Origin of the sequence: Gloeocapsopsis crepidinum LEGE 06123, assembly GCF_015207655.1 — a bacterium.
Classification (GTDB): Bacteria; Cyanobacteriota; Cyanobacteriia; order Cyanobacteriales; family Chroococcidiopsidaceae; genus Gloeocapsopsis; species Gloeocapsopsis crepidinum.
Genome location: NZ_JADEWN010000010.1, coordinates 82,103 through 99,659 on the forward strand (window position 1 = coordinate 82,103; position 17,557 = coordinate 99,659).

Sequence of the window (17,557 nt, forward strand, 5' to 3'; positions counted from 1 at the left end):
ACTTTAGTCGGAAGGTATCTCATAACCAATTTCCCACAAGGACGTAAGCAGACCAATACATTGGATGAGCATAATTAGGATTCTTTAATAGTGACAGTTGCGCTTGACGTAAAGCGGTAGCTTTATTAACTTGACTGCTTGCTAATTCTGCATAAAATTGACTCATTAATAGAGCTGTGGACTGGTCATCTACAGACCACAAAGATGCTAGCGTGCTGCGTGCTCCAGCTCTCACAGCAATTCCTGCAATACCTAAAGCTGCGCGTTTGTCGCCAGTTGCAGTTTCACAAGCGCTGAGAACAAGAAGTTCAATTGCGCTAGACGAGTTTTGAGTGCGATTGCGGAGTAAATCATTTAACTCATTAACGTTGATTGGCTTATCCCATGCGAGAATAAAAGTCTGCTCAATGTTAGAACTAAATTGACCATGAGTTGCCAAATGTACGACAGGAAATGTCTGTGAGTTAACTTGCTTTTGTAGTGCTTGGCTAGTGAAATCTTGATTGAGTAATACTTGGCTGGAAACTTCAGATGTGATTTGCTCGATTTCGCTTTCAACGTAACTAAGTCCTTCAAAACCATAACGAGGTTCACTGAGTCCTGCTGTTAAGGCTTGTAATCTTTGCTGCTGTAATGGCTGCGGGTCAATTAGTTGTAACCCTGGTGCTAGGGCAATACTATACTGTTCTATAAGATACTGTTGGCGCTGTGCGTCGTATAATGCTGCCATAGGAATATTACGCAGCAAACCATCTAAAACAAAAACCAAAGTTTTGATATCACTCGCATTGAGTGCAGTTAGTTGAGGGCGCACTAACCATTCATACACCTTCTGAGACAGTGCTTGCACTTCGGTGAAAGTATCTGGTTCAATCAGATTTTGTTGAAGTTGCTCTAGGGTAGTTTCAAACTCGGTTTGTGAAATCTCAATAGTGTGATGGCGCAGTGGTTGCTGTGGTAGTTTGATGATGACTTCGAGGCGATCTCGTAAAATAATTGGATAGATCGCGGCTGCGGTTTGATCTTGCTCGTCTACAATTTGATCGATTTGACGATTTGCATCTAAACACGCTGCACGGAAAAAGTTATTTAGCTCTGCTAATTGCAGCGATTCGATTGTTTGACGGGCTTTTTGCAAGTTCTGTTGACTTGGTTGAGTTCCGTTCGATTGCAATAGTAAACTGACAAGTTCGCGATAAACAGGTTCAACTTCTTCTTGAAAAGAAAACTGAACGTCAGGGTTAATTGCCACTAAATCGTAGCGGAGAGTTTGCAGTGATTGCACTGAATCATCGTAAGCGGCGATCGCTTTTTCTGTATTGCCTTGGGCTTGCAATAAGCGTCCGAGTTGCCATTGCCAACGATAGGAAATATCCAGCGCGTTGATTCCTTGAGCTAATACGAGTGCTTGTTGCGTTAATTCTTGCGCACTCGTCCACTGCTGAGTTTGTTCGTACAATCCTCCCAAGTTTCCCAAAGCATAGCTGATGGCGCGTGGATCTTGGAGATCTTTTGCTTCTTGTACGGCGGTAGCGAGGAGTTTGCCAATTTCTAGCCATGAAGGAATCCCCATTTGGGATTTTTGAGGCTGCGCTTGGTGTAAGCGCATCAAGTTTTGTGCCAAGGTAATGCGAGCATAAACTTTTGTCTGACTTGTCGGTAAGTTTGCTAGGTGAGAATTAATTTGAGGCAATAACGTTTGTGCTGTGCTGAGATCGCCTGTTTCGAGTAATAAGCTGAGTTGATTGAGTTGTGCTTGTAGTTGTGTGCGTGCTGTAGACGATACACTCGCAGCTTGTTGATAGTAGGTTAATGCAGCTTGTGGGTTTTGCTGCAATCGCACAGTGTTCCCCAAACTTGTTAATGTTGCGGCAATTTCTTCTGGCGATTTCAGTTCTTGAGCTAATTTAAGACTTTGTTGCAGTATTTGCTGTGATTGACTGAGATTTCCCACAACACGCAGCGCATTCCCCAAACTACGTAACCCAGTGACTTTGATTGCAGTTGGCTGTTGTTGTAGAGTTTGATTCGCTTGGTTGAGTGTCGTTATTGCACGGCGGTATAGCCCTAAAGCTTGCTGTGCTTGGGCTTGATTAATTAGGCTACGTGTAACGCCAACGCTATCTGCTGCTTTGGTATATGCTGCAGTTGCTTTTTGCCAGCTATTCAGCGCTTGTTCAGCTTGTCCTTGAGCAAATTGCAAACTTCCTTGATTATTCCATGCTTGGGCAAGAACTTGTGCATGTTGGGGGTTTGTTGCAGAAGTTGATAACAGTTTTAGACTTGTGGCGATCGCCTGATTTGCTTGCGACCAATTTCCTAATTGTTGATACGCTAAAGCAAGATTGCTCAACGCCATTGCTTGATTTAAGCTGTCATCACGCTCTTGATAAGCTTTTGCGGCTTGTTGCCAAACTGCTGCGGCTTGCGCGTATTGTCCCGTTTCATAGAGTTCCCTGCCTTGCTGAATCGATTCAGATATAGCTATTGATGATACACTTGTTACCCGTGCCTCAGCCGGAGATCCTCCCTGCAATCCCCCACACCAAACGAGAAAACTAACACCCAGCACTAAAATGGGCTGGCGACTACGGAAAAATACACGCCGTTCTCTTGCCATGTTCTTCGCTCCGATGCGATATCAACCAAAGGAATGCCCCAGTCAATGCGGGCGGTGAGATTATTACCTACTTGCAAGCGTAAGCCAAGTCCGACGGAAACTAACGTACTAGTATCAGGATTGGTGTCTTCAGCGTTCCAACTCGTACCAATGTCTACAAACGGAGTCAATTGTAAAAGTCCTTGCCATTCGGGAATGCGCGAAATGGGTACACGCAACTCTACGGAAGCAAACGCACCGTTATCAGTTAACAAAGCGTCTTGACGATAGCCTCGAACACTGTCAAATCCACCTAAACTAAATCGTTCCACTGGAACTAAGGATTGATCTGCAAGCTGCACATCACCGCGAACTAAAAGTAAAGTATCAGGAGCTAAAAGACGCACCCATTGAGCTTGTCCGCGCCAGGAGAAAAATCGGCTATCAGGAGCATCATCGTTAATTGTGGCATCAAATGCACCGATACCTAGGCTAAATTGCGATCGCGCAGCAATGACTTCGCGACTACCGCGCTGCGTCCATTCTTGAAAAAAGCGTAAGGCAGAAATACGGGTACGCCCTTCGTCATCTGCCCCAGGAGAGAGTTCTGATAAAGGAACGCCAAATTCTTCGAGGACACTTGATGCAAGATTACTTTCTCGGCGAGATGCGGTTAATCCAAGAACGAATTCTGCTGAAGGGCTTTGACTGATTGGTTGGCGAAATGTTAAGTCGTAGTAGCGCGAATACGAGTCAATTTCTAAAAAATCAAATGGCGGCTCGATAACACTGCTATCTGCTGCGCCGACATCTAAGCCGATAGTGCCATTGCGTGGATTGATTGGTAGTGCATAGCTGACATCAAATGTATTGCTACCGTCGGTATTGTTATATCCAACACTAATGCTGTCACCAAATCCGAGGAGATTTGCTTCATTAATCTGTCCGCCACGCCGAAAGCTACCGACACTGGGCGATCGCCTGTTGTCTCCAATCACTTGTATATTAAATGTTCGTGCTTCCTGTACTTGGATATCGAGGACATTTGTTCCAGGGCGCGAACCTGCGGATAATTCAGCAGATAAAGTTTGAATTCGCGGATCGAGTTGTAAAAGTTGCAGTGCTTCTAAAAGGCGTTGTTGATTTAAAGGTGCATCCGTACGGACAGCAATGCGCGATCGCACGTAATTCGGGTTAAGCCGGCGCGTACCAGTAATATTAATTGCCTCTAACTCGCCTTCGACTACCTGAATTGTGACGACTCCTTCTTGGAGTGTCTGCGGTGGAATTAAAGCGCCTGAAGTAATGTAGCCGCGATCGATGTAGAGTTGAGTAACTGCTGAACGTGCTTGCAAAAGTTCTGCAAATGAAATTGGTCGATTTGTAAACGGTGCGAGTAACTGCGCAAATTCTTCAGCACTGAATACTGTACTACCGACAACATCAAATCTTTTAACGACAACGGTATCAGGTATTCCTGGTAATGGTGCTGGTGTTGGTGCTACAGACGGTGGCTGTAATAACTCTTCTGGTGGTGGTAGGGGTTCAGTTGGTGGTTGTGGTGGTGGTGTCGGGCTGGGTGGTGGAATAACATCCTGAGGAGGTGGTAGCGGAATTGCTTGGGCAAGATCGATTTCTGCTGCTGATGTCGCAGCAATTTGAGTGTTAAGAACAAGTAACAAAAGCCCACTCAGCGAAAATTGCAGGCGGCGAACAAGTTTATGGTGCATTGCAAGCAACAGGCGTAGACCAAGAAGTATGAGTTGTAGCAGTTGGCACTTGTGCCATCAGTACTACTTCGCCATTGGAGCCTATCATCCATCCCTGTGCTTCTACAAGCGATTTTGGCTGAGAATTGTTAAGGTCACTTGCAACAGTATTTAACGTTGGAGATGCTTGAGTTTGTACAGAAGTGCCCAAATCGGCTAACACGGAATTTGCATTAATTGCTTCGCTAGGAGTTGGTGGTAATCCACCCCGCCCAGTAATGATAAATTCACTTGTGTTTGTCGCAATGTTTGTATCTGCACTACATCCTTGCGCGACTAAGTTACTGACATCGACAGGCTGTTCTGGTAAGGAAACTAAACCGCGACTAGGTTCATCATCTAAAACAACAATTTCGACAACGCCGTCAGTTCCTTGTTCTGAACTCGCGGTAATTTCACTATCAGGGGAAAGAAAGAAGCCTTGCGTTGCAATGCGGATGTTTCCGCCACTTCCTGTAAAGGCGTTGGCAGTCACTGCGCTATTTCTAGTAGCAAAAAACAGTTCTGTACCAATGTCAATATTACCACCATCACCACCAGCATTTGCCGTACCAGCGGTAGCCGTGATGCTACTATTGTCGCGCAAAGCAATGTTGTTTCCTTGAAGTGAGATTTGTCCGCCTGCGCCTTGGGTAGTTGCAGTAGAAATTGTTCCTTGATTATCAAGCAATATTGAAGGTGCAGTTACGTTAATTTGTCCCGCATCGGCGATCGCATCTCCCCGAACTCTTGCTAAGAAACCACTCGCTGCACCATCATTATCTATGCGATCGGGTGTTTGTTGCAGTCTAGTATTGTAAGTGCGATCGCTTCCAGAAATATTGACACTGTTTGTTGCATTAACTGTAATATTACCTGCCATGCCCTGATTAAAGGCAGTCGTTAAAATTTGTCCGCCATTTGTAGCAGCAACATTCGCCGCATTGACTGTAATATCTCCTCCAGGTGCAATACCGCGAGTCCGCGCACTGATAACTGCACCATCAAGAATGTTTAAATTGCCTGTATTGACTTGAATATTCCCACCACGTCCGGTAGCATTTGTGTCGGTGAAGGCGAATAAACCGCTAGAAGTTGTACTGGGGATGTCTCTTGATAGTGTTATTGCATTAGGATTAACACCCGAAAGCGTGACAAACTCGGAAGCATTTATAAATATATTGCCTGCATTTCCAACACCATTCGTACTCGTACTGATACTTCCGCCATTGGTGATGTTTAAACTTCTAGCATTGATTTGAGTATTTCCTGCATCTCCTAATCCTATAGTGTCGTTGTAGATAACACTATCTGCTAAATAAACTGTATTTGCTGTAATATTTATGTTTCCGGCGCGTCCTGCTTCGTCAGTAGTATTAGAAGATATAGTTGCGCCATCAGTTAGAGAAAGTGTATTGGTTTGGATATTAACTTCACCGCCACGACTAGCAAAAACAGAGGCTGCGGTTCCAATAAAACTTTCATCTCCTACTAAGGAAACGGAGTTATTAACATTTATGTATACGTTACCTGCTGCGCTTCCTGGTGTAGTAGCTTGAGCATTTAGACTACCACCATTTTCCAACAGTAGAGAATCTGCATTAATTTGAATGTCTCCTCCATCTCCTTGCGCAGAACCCAGCAGTGATGTATAGATACCTGCATTATTTGCGATCGCTACATCATTTGCTTCAATTAATACTGTTCCAGCATTACCGTTCGCACTTGAATTAACTGTGGAATTAATATTAGAAAATTCGTCTAATAAAAGCGATCCTGCCTTTATTTGAATGTCACCAGCGTTACCTACTGTACCTGATTGTACTTCGTTAGTAAGTGTAGCCTTTATAATTTCTACACCCTCTGTGGCATTTAGATTAATAGTTCCTAGTTGAGTGTTAGTTCCTTCAAAGTCTGATCTAACACCAGCTTGAATATAACTTTGAGCAATATTTATGTTTCTAGCATTGATAGCAATGCTCCCGCTACCATCTCCAGCCACGCTGGCAATTATGCCGTTACTAATTGATACATTGCTTCTTTCTAGATTTGCAGGAAAACTCAAACTCAAATTTTTGCCATTAACGTTATTTAAGCCTACTATTCCTGCACCTAAAACTCCTCCTAACTCGATTCGTCCATTGGGAGCAACTAAATGTTCTATATTCAAACCTCCAACTACGTTAATATTGCCACCTAATAATATCAAGCTTTGAGCATCAGGAAGAAAAACTAATCCATCATTTAGATCGATACTGGGTGGAGATAGCGATGTTATTTGATTAAATAAAAATGCTGAAGGATTTACAGTTAGTAATTCGGCGTTATTAGCAGGATTAACATTAAAGCTTCCTTGAGCGTTAAACTGAATTGCATCAGCAGTAGTAGCAACAAAAGAGCCGCTAACATTAATAAAAGCCGTAGAACCAAAAACAATTCCGTTTGGATTAATTAAAAATAAATTAGCATCTCCTATAACATCTAAGGTTCCCAAGATATTAGAAGAAGTTCCACCAGTTACGCGGGTGATAATATTAGTTACGCCTGGATCGATAAAAGTAACTTGTTGACCTGAGTTGATATTAAATTGAGAAAAGCTATGAAAAAGATTTTCTCCCGCTTGCGTTCCTCCTGTAATTTCACACACTGCGGTACAAACTGCAGGTGTAGTTGGTGTTGTCCCATCAGGAATAATTTGTGCTTGAACTGAGTTAGGTAAAATACCTAAAAAAAGGCTTCCGGCAATTCCAAAAAGATTGATACTTTGCTTCATAAATAAAGTCATTTTTTTATAGGTTTGTAGAATATTTTGAATTTAAAGAACTAAAATTTAGATATAATACATAAAGCTTTCTTTAATGATTAAACCATATTAGTAGAAAAAACGAGCTGCAAAACTATCTATCTCTAGATGTATTACAACTCGTCTCTATTTCTTAAGATTGTTTAAGAACTACACTACCTTACAAGTTAATGTGTACGTTGCACTGGAAATTGGAAAATGTAACGTTTTAGGACCTGCTGTGGTGTGAAGATTTTGATTATTGCTCAATATACTTCCTGTTCTAGTCTTTACTGAAAGTGTAACTGTACTTGTAGCACTAAAGGATCGATTTGTACCTATGCTTACAGCTACACCTGCAGTCATCCCACTCGGACCCCACACTGGATTAGGCGGTGCTTGAAAGTTTAGTGTTACTGTACCTAGTGAATTATTACATTTAAGTGTTTGAAATGTTACTGTAGCCATTACAAGTAGTTCCTTATAAATATATACTTATTCAGGCAAGAAAACAGGGATTTCTCCCTGCATTGCCGTCATAATTAAACTCAATGCAACTACATTGTATTTCGGAAAAATTTAGTATTTTTTTGATCGAAAATAGTTCTTATGTAGTCTCAAGCTCAAGCAGAGTAAGGATGAGCAAGGAATTAACTAATTTAGTTTGTTAGAGCTTTTCTATATTTAAAATATGAAAGCTTTAACTTTATAAAGATTAAAAAAATATCGGTAGTAAGAAAATAGAGTAATGTAAACTAGACCTATACTCGTAGATCTCTAAACCTGTAATTGCATATTTAGTCTGCGACAACAGACTTTGTTTATGTAGCTGCGACTTTAGTTGCTAAGCCAGCCAAATTAATTATCGCGATGGTTGTTACTGTAGCGAATCCTCGCGCCTGCCCACTGTAGCTTTTCACGTAATGTTTGATAGTACGAATAATTTTCCCTTAAAATAATGAACTTGGCACGATATTCCGCCATGCGGACATCGACTCTTTGACCAGGCCAAATCGAAGTTCCAAGGACACTATCAGTCCATAACTTTGTATTCAACTCATAATCTGCCAAGGGCCAAATACTAACAACTGAACCCGCAGGTAATACTATAGGACGACTCGAAAGACTCATCGGGCAAATCGGAGTTACTGTAATCGCCTGCATCCCGTCATGCACAATTGGACCATTCGCCGCTACGGTATATGCTGTAGAACCTGTAGGTGTGGCAATAATTAATCCATCACCTTGATACTGATCGACAACTTCGCCATCAATTTCCATTTCTAGGATCGAAGTAATCATCCGATCCGCCGACGCGGGTTTGACACAAATTTCATTGAGGGCAAGAAAGCGATCGCTGACAGGATCGAGATTGCTACTACTTCCCTCAAATACTTGTGCTTGTAGCATCATCCGCCGCTGAAGCGCATAAAAATCAGAGGCTAACCGATCAAATACCTGTTCTGAATCTTTAAATATTTCAAACGACTCGGTTAAAAACCCCAAATTCCCGCCGACATTCACTGCCAAGATCGGGATACGATCTGCTGCTAAATTTCTCGCCGCTGACAAAGCTGTACCATCTCCTCCTAGTACCAAAGCCATATCAATCGGCTGTGTTGACGACGCCAAAAATACTGGATAAGGATTATCTTGCGGTCCACTTGGTCCCATAAGGACGCGACAATTGCGACTTTCCAACTGCCGCGCACACTTTTCTGCCCAGCTTTTACTTAATGAATCTCCGGCTTTATGAGCAATAATAACTTGATTAAGCTGCACGCATCACCACTTCAAAAGGTTAAATTGCTCCATATCTACAGTATCGCGGTTACGATAAATTGCTAAGATAATTGCCAATCCGACAGCAGCTTCGGCAGCAGCGACAGTAATCACAAATACTGTAAACACCTGACCTTTAATTTCTAGCGGATCTAAATAACTAGAAAATGCCATTAAATTAAGATTTACTGCATTTAGCAGCAATTCAATTGACATCAACACTCGAACGGCATTGCGGCTGGTAATTAAGCCATAAATCCCGATACAGAATAAAGCCGCAGCTAGCAAGAGAAAGTACTGAAGTTGCATATTTCTGAATTTATCCTCAAAATCGTACACAGAAGCCTGCGATCGCTGTTCCTAAAGTCATTCGCAATTATGTAAGTCTACTCACTGCGACGACTATCGTCTAAATTACTTGTTTTATCACTAGAAATTCCGACTAGCTCGCGAGGGCGTTCTGGTAAAGTCAATACAGGTTGCTGCTGCTTGTCAGGCGTTATCACTTGGTCAGGCAAAAATTCGCGCCGCGCTAAAATAATCGCCCCAACCATTGCCATTAATAGTAGAACGGATGCTAGCTCGAAAGGCAACAAAAAGTCACTGAAGAAGTGTTGACCAATTAAAACAATTGTGGTGTCGCTGGAAACTGACTCAGTAGAATATGCCCAAGGCGTAACCAGAACCATCGTACTTAACAAAACAAACAGTCCAGCACTGACGATCGCCGTCATTGTAGGTCGCACCCAAGCATTCGGCAAGGGTTTAAAGTCTTCGCGCTTATTCACCAACATAATGGCAAACAAAATCAGCACGTTAACCGCCCCAACATAAATCAAGATCTGGGCTGTTGCCACAAAGTCAGCATTCAGCAGCAAATAAATTCCTGAAATACTGACAAAAACGCCTGCCAGCAAAAAGGCAGAATAGACAATATTAGAAAATAGCACAACACCAAGGGCTGAACCAATCATCATGACAGCCAAGATGGCGAATGAAACAAGTTGTACTCCTTCAGCTAAATTCACCGCTTTTTGTCCTTTGCTAGTTGCTAATTGCTAATTGCTAACGGCTTACAACTCCACTAACAATTAACGCTCCTCACCCACTCTATTAAAAAATACTACTTTTCCTGCTGTTCTACGAGTTCTTCTGGATGTAATCCAGCACCACGGGTATTGGCAGGTAGATCGTGGGGTGACGTAACGCCTTTAGGTAGGTAAACCAATTCGCGTAATGGTGTCACCATTGGATCGTCTGTCACTTTGTAGGGTAAACGTCCCAGCGCTACGTTGTCGTAGTTTAATTGATGGCGATCGTACGTACACAAGTCGTACTCTTCGGTCATCGACAGACAATTTGTTGGACAATACTCTACACAGTTACCGCAGAAGATACAAACACCAAAATCAATGCTGTAGTGCTTCAGGTTTTTCTTTTTACTAGCTTTGTCAAATTCCCAGTCAACGACAGGTAAATTAATTGGGCAAACCCGCACGCAAACTTCGCAGGAAATACACTTATCAAATTCAAAGTGAATGCGACCTCGGAAGCGTTCAGAAGGAATTAGTTTTTCGTAGGGGTACTGTACGGTAACTGGTCTACGCTGCATATGGTCGAAGGTCACAGATAATCCTTGACCAATGTATCGACCTGCTTGTACCGCTTCTTTTGCGTAGTCACCGACTTGTTTGAGGAACTTTAACATGATGTGTCTCTCTCTTTATGTAGCTGTTAGCAATTAGCTAATTGCTATCCACCAAAGGCAGCGGGAAAGGCAAGCTTCAATGCTGCAGTTAACAGTAGGTTTGCTAAACTGACTGGGAGTAAAAACTTCCATCCTAAATCTAGCAGCTGGTCAATTCGTACTCTGGGCACAGTCCAACGCAATAAAATTGCTGTAAATACAAGGAAGTATGCTTTGAGTACGGTCATGGTGATACCTAGTGAGGCATCTGCTATTTCTAACCAAGGACTTGTTTCGCTGATACCCAACCAACCAGCAAGTAACTCGATGGGGATAGGAGATTCCCAACCACCCAGATATAAAACTGTAACAAGGAGCGCTGATAGCACCAAGTTGACATAGGATGCGACATAATACAGCGCGAATTTCATCCCTGAATACTCAGTTTGATATCCTGCAACAAGTTCTTCTTCTGCTTCTGGTAAGTCAAAGGGCATTCTCTCGCATTCTGCTAGTGCCGAAATCCAGAAGATTAGAAAACCTATTGGCTGTCTCCAAACATTCCAACCAAAAATGCCATAGCCTGATTGCTGTTCGACAATATCAATGCTACTGAGGCTATTCGACATCATAACCACGGCTAAGACTGCAAGTGCTAAGGGAATTTCATAGCTAATTGATTGTGCAGCTGCCCTTAAACCTCCTAGCAATGAGTACTTGTTGTTTGATGCATAACCAGACATCAACAATCCAATTGGTTGTACGCTGGACAAAGCAATCCACAAAAATACTCCAGTAGCAACGTTTGTCACCGCCAGATTTTCACCAAAAGGCACAATTAGATACGATAAAAAGACTGGCAAGACGACAATGATCGGTCCTAAAGTAAACAGCCAGGGATCGGACTTGGCTGGGATAATATCTTCTTTAAAAACGAACTTGATGCCATCGGCAACAGGAGACAACAAGCCAAATGGTCCCATAAATTCTGGACCAATCCGCTGCTGGGCGGCGGCTGAAATTTTCCGTTCTTGCCAAATGGTAACTAGTACTCCCACAGTCGCGCCAATTAACATTAGTACCATTGGGACTGGCATCCAAACAGCTTTGGCTGCACCTGCTGGTAGCCCTAAGTCGATCAGCGATTTAATGAAACTTCCTTGGAGGTCAATTCCTGTAGTCATGTTTTCTTTGGTGAAGTTGTCGCATGATGGCGATCGCCATCTCCGCTGTAATTAATATTTGTAAATTCATCCCCTACTTTTATTAAGGGTAGATCTCTATTGTGAAGATATTTTTACCTTTCACTGCTTAGTATATCGCTGTCTGGTTAGCTCCAAAAAACCTTCACTGAGAAATTCTACTTATACCTGTGTTTAGTTTTGCTGTCCCGACCGGAAGAGTAGGGAAGACTAGGAGTTATGAGTTCTTAGTGTCGAGTGTTGAGTTATGAGTTAAGAAAACTCTTTTAATTCAAAACGTGCTAAGGCACCGCTACGCTAACAAAATTCAAAATTCAAAACTAAATTTTCAACGTTGTTCAACGGGCGTATATGAAACGTCGTGATGACCTGTGTACACCTGGGTAGGGCGAAAAATGCGGTTCTCGGCAATTTGCTCTTTCCAGTGGGCTAACCAACCTGCGACGCGGGCGATCGCAAATACTGGTGTAAACAAGTCTGTAGGAATCCCCATTTTTCTATACACTAAACCAGAGTAAAAGTCAACGTTTGGATAAATTCCTTTATGACCTAACTTTTCGGCAATCGCGCGTTCTAATTCAACGGCAATATCATAATATTTGTCGTAGCCGAACTTATCAAACATCTGCTCAGCTAGCTTTTGGAGAATTGTTGCTCTGGGATCTTTGACTTTGTAAACGCGATGTCCAAAGCCCATAATTTTTGCTTTACGTTGCAACCGATCTTCTAGATATGAGCCGACATTTTCTACTGAGCCAATTTCTTCAAGCATTCCGATAACTTCTTCATTAGCACCACCATGTAATGGTCCGCCTAGCGTTCCTACTGCGGAAGCAACAACTGCGTAAGGATCGGTAAGTGTAGAAGCGGTGACTCGTGCCGAGAATGTTGAAGCATTCATAGTATGTTCGGCATGGAGTGTTAAGCAAACATCAAAAATCCGCGCCATCAACGGGTCGGGTTCGCGTTCGCTGAGCATATAAAGAAAGTTGGCAGAATAATCCAAATCGTCACGCGGGCGTACTGGATCGTTACCTTTGCGCATCAACTGAAACGCAGCGACCATTGTGGGAATCGTGGCGAGGAGTCGGACTACAGCATCCCGAATATAAGCAGGATTATCTAAGTCGCGGCGTGAATAAAATAAACCGAGCGCGGCAGCGGAAGCTTGCAGTGCATCCATCGGATGACCACTTTCAGGAAAACTTTTCATCATGTCCCGAATGCGGTATTTAATCCGTCGGTGGTAGCGAACTTCGTGTTCAAACTCAATTAACTCGTCCTTCGTGGGTAGCTTACCCCAAATTAGCAGATAAGCTGTTTCCAAAAAGGTACTATTTTCCGCAAGGTCTTCAATGCGGAGACCACGATACTCTAGTATTCCCTCTTGTCCATTAACAAAGCTAATACTAGATTGGGCGGCAGGAATGCCTTCTAAACCTGGCTTAAATTCGCAGACGGACATGGCTCACCAGCTGCTTGTTTGTTAGTACAATACTCTACGCTAACTTACCAGAAACTGGCGTTGTGTCGCTCTTTTTACCAGAAATAACTGTAAAGCTGGTCACAACAAAAATTTGGGTGCAGTTAACCAAAATAACTGGCTTTGACCAATCGGTGAATCTGTTTCTGGTAGTGCTATTCCAATAATACCTGCTTTTTTTAGGAATAGTTTGGCACGATCTTCTCCCCAAACAAGAATCTCTGCCCATTGTCCTAAATTCGGTTGATGACCGACGAGGGCTAATTGCGTTTGCTGGGGGTACTGTTGTTTTTTGAACCAGTCTAACCAATCATGGATACTGCCATCAGGTGCTAGGTGGGCAGATTCAGCAATGTTTTGGCTCAGTTTACAATCATGCAAAATTTTTGCAGTTTGCTGCGATCGCAATAAAGGACTGGTCAACAATACATCAAATCGTACTCCCAATTCGGATAACCGCTGGGCAACTTGACGTGTTTTGTCTCGTCCTTTGTCGGTGAGCGATCGCGTTTCATCAGCAAGACCAATTTCTCTTTCTTGTGCAATGCCGTGTCGAATGAGATAAAGTTCCACTACCGTTGCCAAGTAAATTTTCAAGCACAGGCAGGATTGCCTATCTCACTTTACTCTGTTTGAATTGGATTATCCCTAGGATTGACTAAGCGCAAGAGCTTTTGCTTAATTTGAGTATCAAACACTTCCCACTTTTTCTTGGCATAGTCTGAAGTTTCGATGTAACCCGATAAAAAACCAATCGGAACTTCAAATCCACCAGCGCTTGTGCGACCACCACCAAAAAAGCGACCGTGACTATCTTGTCCAAAGGCTTCTTTGATAAACTCATCCGGATCGAGTGTCAGTTTTGTCGTTCGTAACGAGCCAATCACAACTTCGAGTTCTTCGTCTTCATCATGAACAATTCCGTAAACAACTGCAGTGTGGACGTTTTCTTCAGTAACTAGAAAGTCTGCCGCTTGAGGAATGGCATCGCGATCGTCGTAACGTAAGTATCCAACACCAGCAATAGAGAAGTTATTTTGCACCATGCGGTTTTTCAGCGATCGCTCTATAACATCCATCACTCGTTTAGAGCGATTTGCTTGCAAGATGGCATTGAGCAACTGCGCATCATAAAACCGACTTAAATACGCCGCTGCTAAGAAATCATCTTCTTGGGCTTGCATCAGTCGATCTGTATCTGAGCGCAAGCCATGCATGAGGGCGGTTGCACACTTAATATGCTGTGCCACGCTACTATCTAACTTAAGTAATCCCGCTTGCAAATACTGCGTAAAGATGGTTGCTGTGGCGCGAACTGTTGGACGTAAATCTGTAAATTCGGCTTTTAAATCGCCTTGTAAGCTGTGATGGTCAACAACTGCTGCGATTGGAATTCCACTTTCTTGAATAACTGATAGTAACTGGCTGGTTGTTCCCTGGTTGTCTATCAGCGCACATCCTGTATACATTGACAAGTCTTTACTTTTAGCTGCTTGCAATGTCCAACGTTGTGCTGGTAAGCCTGTCAGTTTAACTAATGCAATGTTTTCTTGGTGACTGAGTGTACCTGCATAGACAATATCGCATTGGATTTCATATTCTTGAGCAATTAATTGATAAGTCCAAGCACTAGAAAGTGCATCTGGGTCAGGAAAATCTTGCAAAATGACAAGCTGACGTTCCTGCCTATGTTGCTCAAATACTTGCCGCAAAGCTTCTGCTTTTTGCATAACCACTGAGTTACTTCTCTGGGCTGGATAGCCCAGTTCACTCATTGCAATTGAGGATGTGTCAGGAGCAGGTAATTCCACCGCTGCGATTAAATGAGGGTCTTCTTTCGGCTCTGTCTGAGAATACGAATTATTTAACGCGTGAGACGAATTCAAATTCATAAATTGAATTGCTGTGAGTGTGAGGCGCGAACTGCAGTCAACAGCCTTCTGATATTCAAGTGGCTATCGAAGCTTCACACTACAATTGTCGCAAAAATCCTTGAGTGCGACACTAATTCTTTCAGCCTATCTCTAAGTGCAGGTAAATTTTGTATTTAAAGTTGCGGTTAGTCTACATTACTGATGACTTTTTTGCATTTAAGTAAGCAATACTCAAATACATTACCATTTGGTAATGCTTAATCAAGCTGCTTCGACAAACAACCTATAGTGTCAAAATCCGCGATTATTAAAGTAACTGTTTGTTTTAAAGACCGATAATATATTTTTGCCATTCATCGTGTAGTCCACTTTTAAGGTGCTTGCTAACTTCAAAATACAAACTACTGTAAGGTTTACGCGGAAGATGATGAAGATGCATATGCGCTTCTAGAGGAGTCCGATTACCTTTTTTGACGTTACACCGAACACACGCCGTCACTATGTTTTCCCAGGCATCGCCACCGCCTCGCGATCGCGGAACAACATGATCGAGAGTGAGATCGTCGCCTGCATAACCGCAGTATTGACAGGTATGACTATCACGGTGAAGAATGTTACGGCGAGTCAAAGGAATCTCCTTGTAAGGAACTCGCACGTAGTGACGCAGCCGGATCACGGTTGGCAAGGGAAAGTCAGCATAAAGATGCTTACCGTTGTGTTCTACTTGCTCAGCTTTGCCTTTGATTAACAAAACAACTGCTCGCCGCCAGCTCGTAATATTGAGCGGTTCGTAAGAGGCGTTCAGGACTAGAACCTTAGCCATTGATGGTCGCTCAAGCCAATATTTTTTACAGATAGTAACACAACTATGCTGTGCAATGCAGCCTTTAGCTGTAAGTCAAGTTAATATCACTACAGTGACTCTGCCCAAATTTACTCACTAAGTGCTGCTTCAAGAACGGTCTCAGTTCTTTTTGATGTAGTCACTTGATAGTGAAACAGCATGAGTTGATGTAACACTTGTGTCAATGAGGTTTTGAAAGCTAAACTTCCTAATCAAATGTTCAGGCTTAGCAGTTAAGGTTTCAGCTAACTGCTAAATGCTAATTGTTTTAATTTGAGTGTAGAGGAGTAGGCTATGACTTTGAGTCGGCAACAACCGATCGCAACAATGCGATGCGATCGCGCTTGGGTAGAAATTAGTTTAGCAGCGCTAGCACATAATATTCGTCAGCTGAAGCATTTACTCTCTTCAAGAACTCAACTGATGGCGGTAGTTAAGGCAGATGCTTATGGTCACGGTGCTGTTATGGTAGCTGAGACAGTATTGCAAGCAGGGGCTAGCTGGTTGGGTGTGGCGACTGTGCCGGAAGGTATTGAATTAAGAGAAGCCGGAATCACTGCCCCTATTTTGATTTTAGGAGCGACGCATACTCCAGAACAAATTAAAGCGATCGCTCATTGGCAACTTCAGCCAACATTGTGTAACTTCAAGCAAGCCCTCGTGTTTGCTGAAACTTTAACAGCAATGCAAAGCGAAGTCTTACCCGTACATTTAAAACTTGATACAGGAATGTCACGATTAGGACCGCCTTGGCAACAGGCTGTAGAGTTTGTGCAGTTAATTGCGCGGTTGCCTAACTTAAAAATTGCCAGTATTTATTCGCATTTGGCAACTGCAGAAAGCCCTGACCAAACAATCTTAAGACAGCAACAACGAAATTTTGAGCAAGCGATCGCTCAAATTAAGGACGCAAAATTGCCTTTTCAAAACGAGCAAACACAACCCGCATTACATTTGGCAAACTCAGCTGCGACCCTTACTGCTCAAGATTTACACTATGACATGGTTCGTGTTGGGCTAGCAATGTATGGGCTTTATCCAGCTTGGCATTTATCTCCAATTGACCTGAAGCCTGTGATGCAAGTCAAAGCACGAATAACGCAAGTAAAAACAATTCCTGCGGGAACTGGAGTGAGTTACGGTCATAAATTTATGAGCGATCGCCCAATTCAACTTGCTGTAGTGGGTATTGGCTATGCTGACGGAGTACCCCGCAATTTATCTAATCAAATGACTGTTTTACTCCGAGGGCAGCGAGTACCCCAAATTGGTGCCATTACGATGGATCAACTGATGTTAGATGTTAGTGCGATCGCTGATGTTCAAGAAGGAGAAGTTGTGACGCTACTTGGTGAAGATGGCACTGAAAAAATCTCAGCTGACGACTGGGCAACTCAACTAAATACAATTTCGTGGGAAATCCTTTGTAGTTTCAAACACCGACTACCACGCGTTGCCATAGCAGAGGTCAGGGGTTAGGTGTCACACAGGAGTAAAATTATTTAGCTCAATAGTTCTGAGCCTGCAAAATGTCCTAACCATATTGACCATTGCTA

The 17,557-nt window shown here is 42.9% G+C and carries 13 protein-coding genes; 1 reads left to right on the forward strand and 12 read right to left on the reverse strand.

The features are described from left to right. Positions 1-19: 19 nt before the first annotated feature. The 12 genes from IQ230_RS06200 to IQ230_RS06255 all read right to left on the reverse strand — a co-directional run bounded on the left by IQ230_RS06200 (position 20) and on the right by IQ230_RS06255 (position 15,980). Positions 20-2,620, reverse strand: coding sequence for a CHAT domain-containing protein (locus IQ230_RS06200; protein ID WP_193931180.1), 2,601 nt, complete (start codon positions 2,618-2,620; stop codon positions 20-22). Further along, positions 2,572-4,329, reverse strand: a complete 1,758-nt coding sequence (locus IQ230_RS06205; protein WP_193931181.1) for a ShlB/FhaC/HecB family hemolysin secretion/activation protein — start codon at positions 4,327-4,329, stop codon at positions 2,572-2,574. The genes IQ230_RS06200 and IQ230_RS06205 overlap by 49 nt, the downstream gene beginning before the upstream one ends. After that, entirely contained in the window at positions 4,319-7,132 is a 2,814-nt protein-coding gene (locus IQ230_RS06210) for a two-partner secretion domain-containing protein (RefSeq protein WP_193931182.1), read from the reverse strand. Before IQ230_RS06210 ends, IQ230_RS06205 begins: the two co-directional genes overlap by 11 nt. Positions 7,133-7,987: 855 nt before the next feature. Then, the gene (locus IQ230_RS06215; RefSeq protein ID WP_193931183.1) at positions 7,988-8,911 is read right to left on the reverse strand and encodes an NAD(+) kinase; all 924 of its coding nucleotides are present in this window, start codon (positions 8,909-8,911) and stop codon (positions 7,988-7,990) included. A 3-nt stretch (positions 8,912-8,914) separates the two neighbouring features. Next, entirely contained in the window at positions 8,915-9,220 is a 306-nt protein-coding gene (gene nuoK, locus IQ230_RS06220; protein ID WP_041918524.1) for an NADH-quinone oxidoreductase subunit NuoK, read from the reverse strand. A gap of 77 nt (positions 9,221-9,297) precedes the next feature. Beyond that, entirely contained in the window at positions 9,298-9,939 is a 642-nt protein-coding gene (locus IQ230_RS06225; protein WP_193931184.1) for an NADH-quinone oxidoreductase subunit J, read from the reverse strand. Between the two features lie 95 nt (positions 9,940-10,034). Beyond that, on the reverse strand, positions 10,035-10,619 hold the full coding sequence (gene ndhI, locus IQ230_RS06230; RefSeq protein ID WP_193931185.1) for an NAD(P)H-quinone oxidoreductase subunit I: 585 nt from the start codon (positions 10,617-10,619) through the stop codon (positions 10,035-10,037). A gap of 44 nt (positions 10,620-10,663) precedes the next feature. Then, positions 10,664-11,782 (reverse strand): NADH-quinone oxidoreductase subunit NuoH, encoded by a 1,119-nt coding sequence (gene nuoH, locus IQ230_RS06235; RefSeq protein ID WP_193931186.1) that lies wholly within the window; start codon positions 11,780-11,782, stop codon positions 10,664-10,666. A gap of 346 nt (positions 11,783-12,128) precedes the next feature. Further along, positions 12,129-13,265, reverse strand: coding sequence for a citrate synthase (locus tag IQ230_RS06240; protein ID WP_193931187.1), 1,137 nt, complete (start codon positions 13,263-13,265; stop codon positions 12,129-12,131). Positions 13,266-13,364: 99 nt separating this feature from the next. Further along, on the reverse strand, positions 13,365-13,856 hold the full coding sequence (sixA, locus tag IQ230_RS06245) for a phosphohistidine phosphatase SixA (protein WP_193931205.1): 492 nt from the start codon (positions 13,854-13,856) through the stop codon (positions 13,365-13,367). Between the two features lie 50 nt (positions 13,857-13,906). Beyond that, positions 13,907-15,058 carry a DHH family phosphoesterase gene (locus tag IQ230_RS06250; RefSeq protein WP_228054638.1) on the reverse strand — a complete coding sequence of 384 codons (1,152 nt, stop codon included), beginning with the start codon at positions 15,056-15,058 and terminating at the stop codon, positions 13,907-13,909. Between the two features lie 424 nt (positions 15,059-15,482). Further along, the gene (locus IQ230_RS06255; protein ID WP_099701905.1) at positions 15,483-15,980 is read right to left on the reverse strand and encodes an HNH endonuclease; all 498 of its coding nucleotides are present in this window, start codon (positions 15,978-15,980) and stop codon (positions 15,483-15,485) included. Between the two features lie 315 nt (positions 15,981-16,295). Here IQ230_RS06255 and alr point away from each other — a divergent pair, with 315 nt between their 5' ends. After that, a complete protein-coding gene (gene alr / locus IQ230_RS06260; protein ID WP_193931189.1) occupies positions 16,296-17,480 on the forward strand; it encodes an alanine racemase in 1,185 nt (394 codons plus the stop codon). The last annotated feature ends 77 nt before the right edge of the window (positions 17,481-17,557 follow it).

Coding starts and splice junctions, on each gene's coding strand:
- IQ230_RS06200 (WP_193931180.1), bottom strand. CDS start 2,620: ATGGCAAGAGAACGGCGTGTATTTTTCCGTAGTCGCCAGCCCATTTTA.
- IQ230_RS06205 (WP_193931181.1), bottom strand. CDS start 4,329: ATGCACCATAAACTTGTTCGCCGCCTGCAATTTTCGCTGAGTGGGCTT.
- IQ230_RS06210 (WP_193931182.1), bottom strand. CDS start 7,132: ATGACTTTATTTATGAAGCAAAGTATCAATCTTTTTGGAATTGCCGGA.
- nuoK (WP_041918524.1), bottom strand. CDS start 9,220: ATGCAACTTCAGTACTTTCTCTTGCTAGCTGCGGCTTTATTCTGTATC.
- ndhI (WP_193931185.1), bottom strand. CDS start 10,619: ATGTTAAAGTTCCTCAAACAAGTCGGTGACTACGCAAAAGAAGCGGTA.
- nuoH (WP_193931186.1), bottom strand. CDS start 11,782: ATGACTACAGGAATTGACCTCCAAGGAAGTTTCATTAAATCGCTGATC.
- IQ230_RS06240 (WP_193931187.1), bottom strand. CDS start 13,265: ATGTCCGTCTGCGAATTTAAGCCAGGTTTAGAAGGCATTCCTGCCGCC.
- IQ230_RS06250 (WP_228054638.1), bottom strand. CDS start 15,058: ATGAGTGAACTGGGCTATCCAGCCCAGAGAAGTAACTCAGTGGTTATG.
- IQ230_RS06255 (WP_099701905.1), bottom strand. CDS start 15,980: ATGGCTAAGGTTCTAGTCCTGAACGCCTCTTACGAACCGCTCAATATT.
- alr (WP_193931189.1), top strand. CDS start 16,296: ATGACTTTGAGTCGGCAACAACCGATCGCAACAATGCGATGCGATCGC.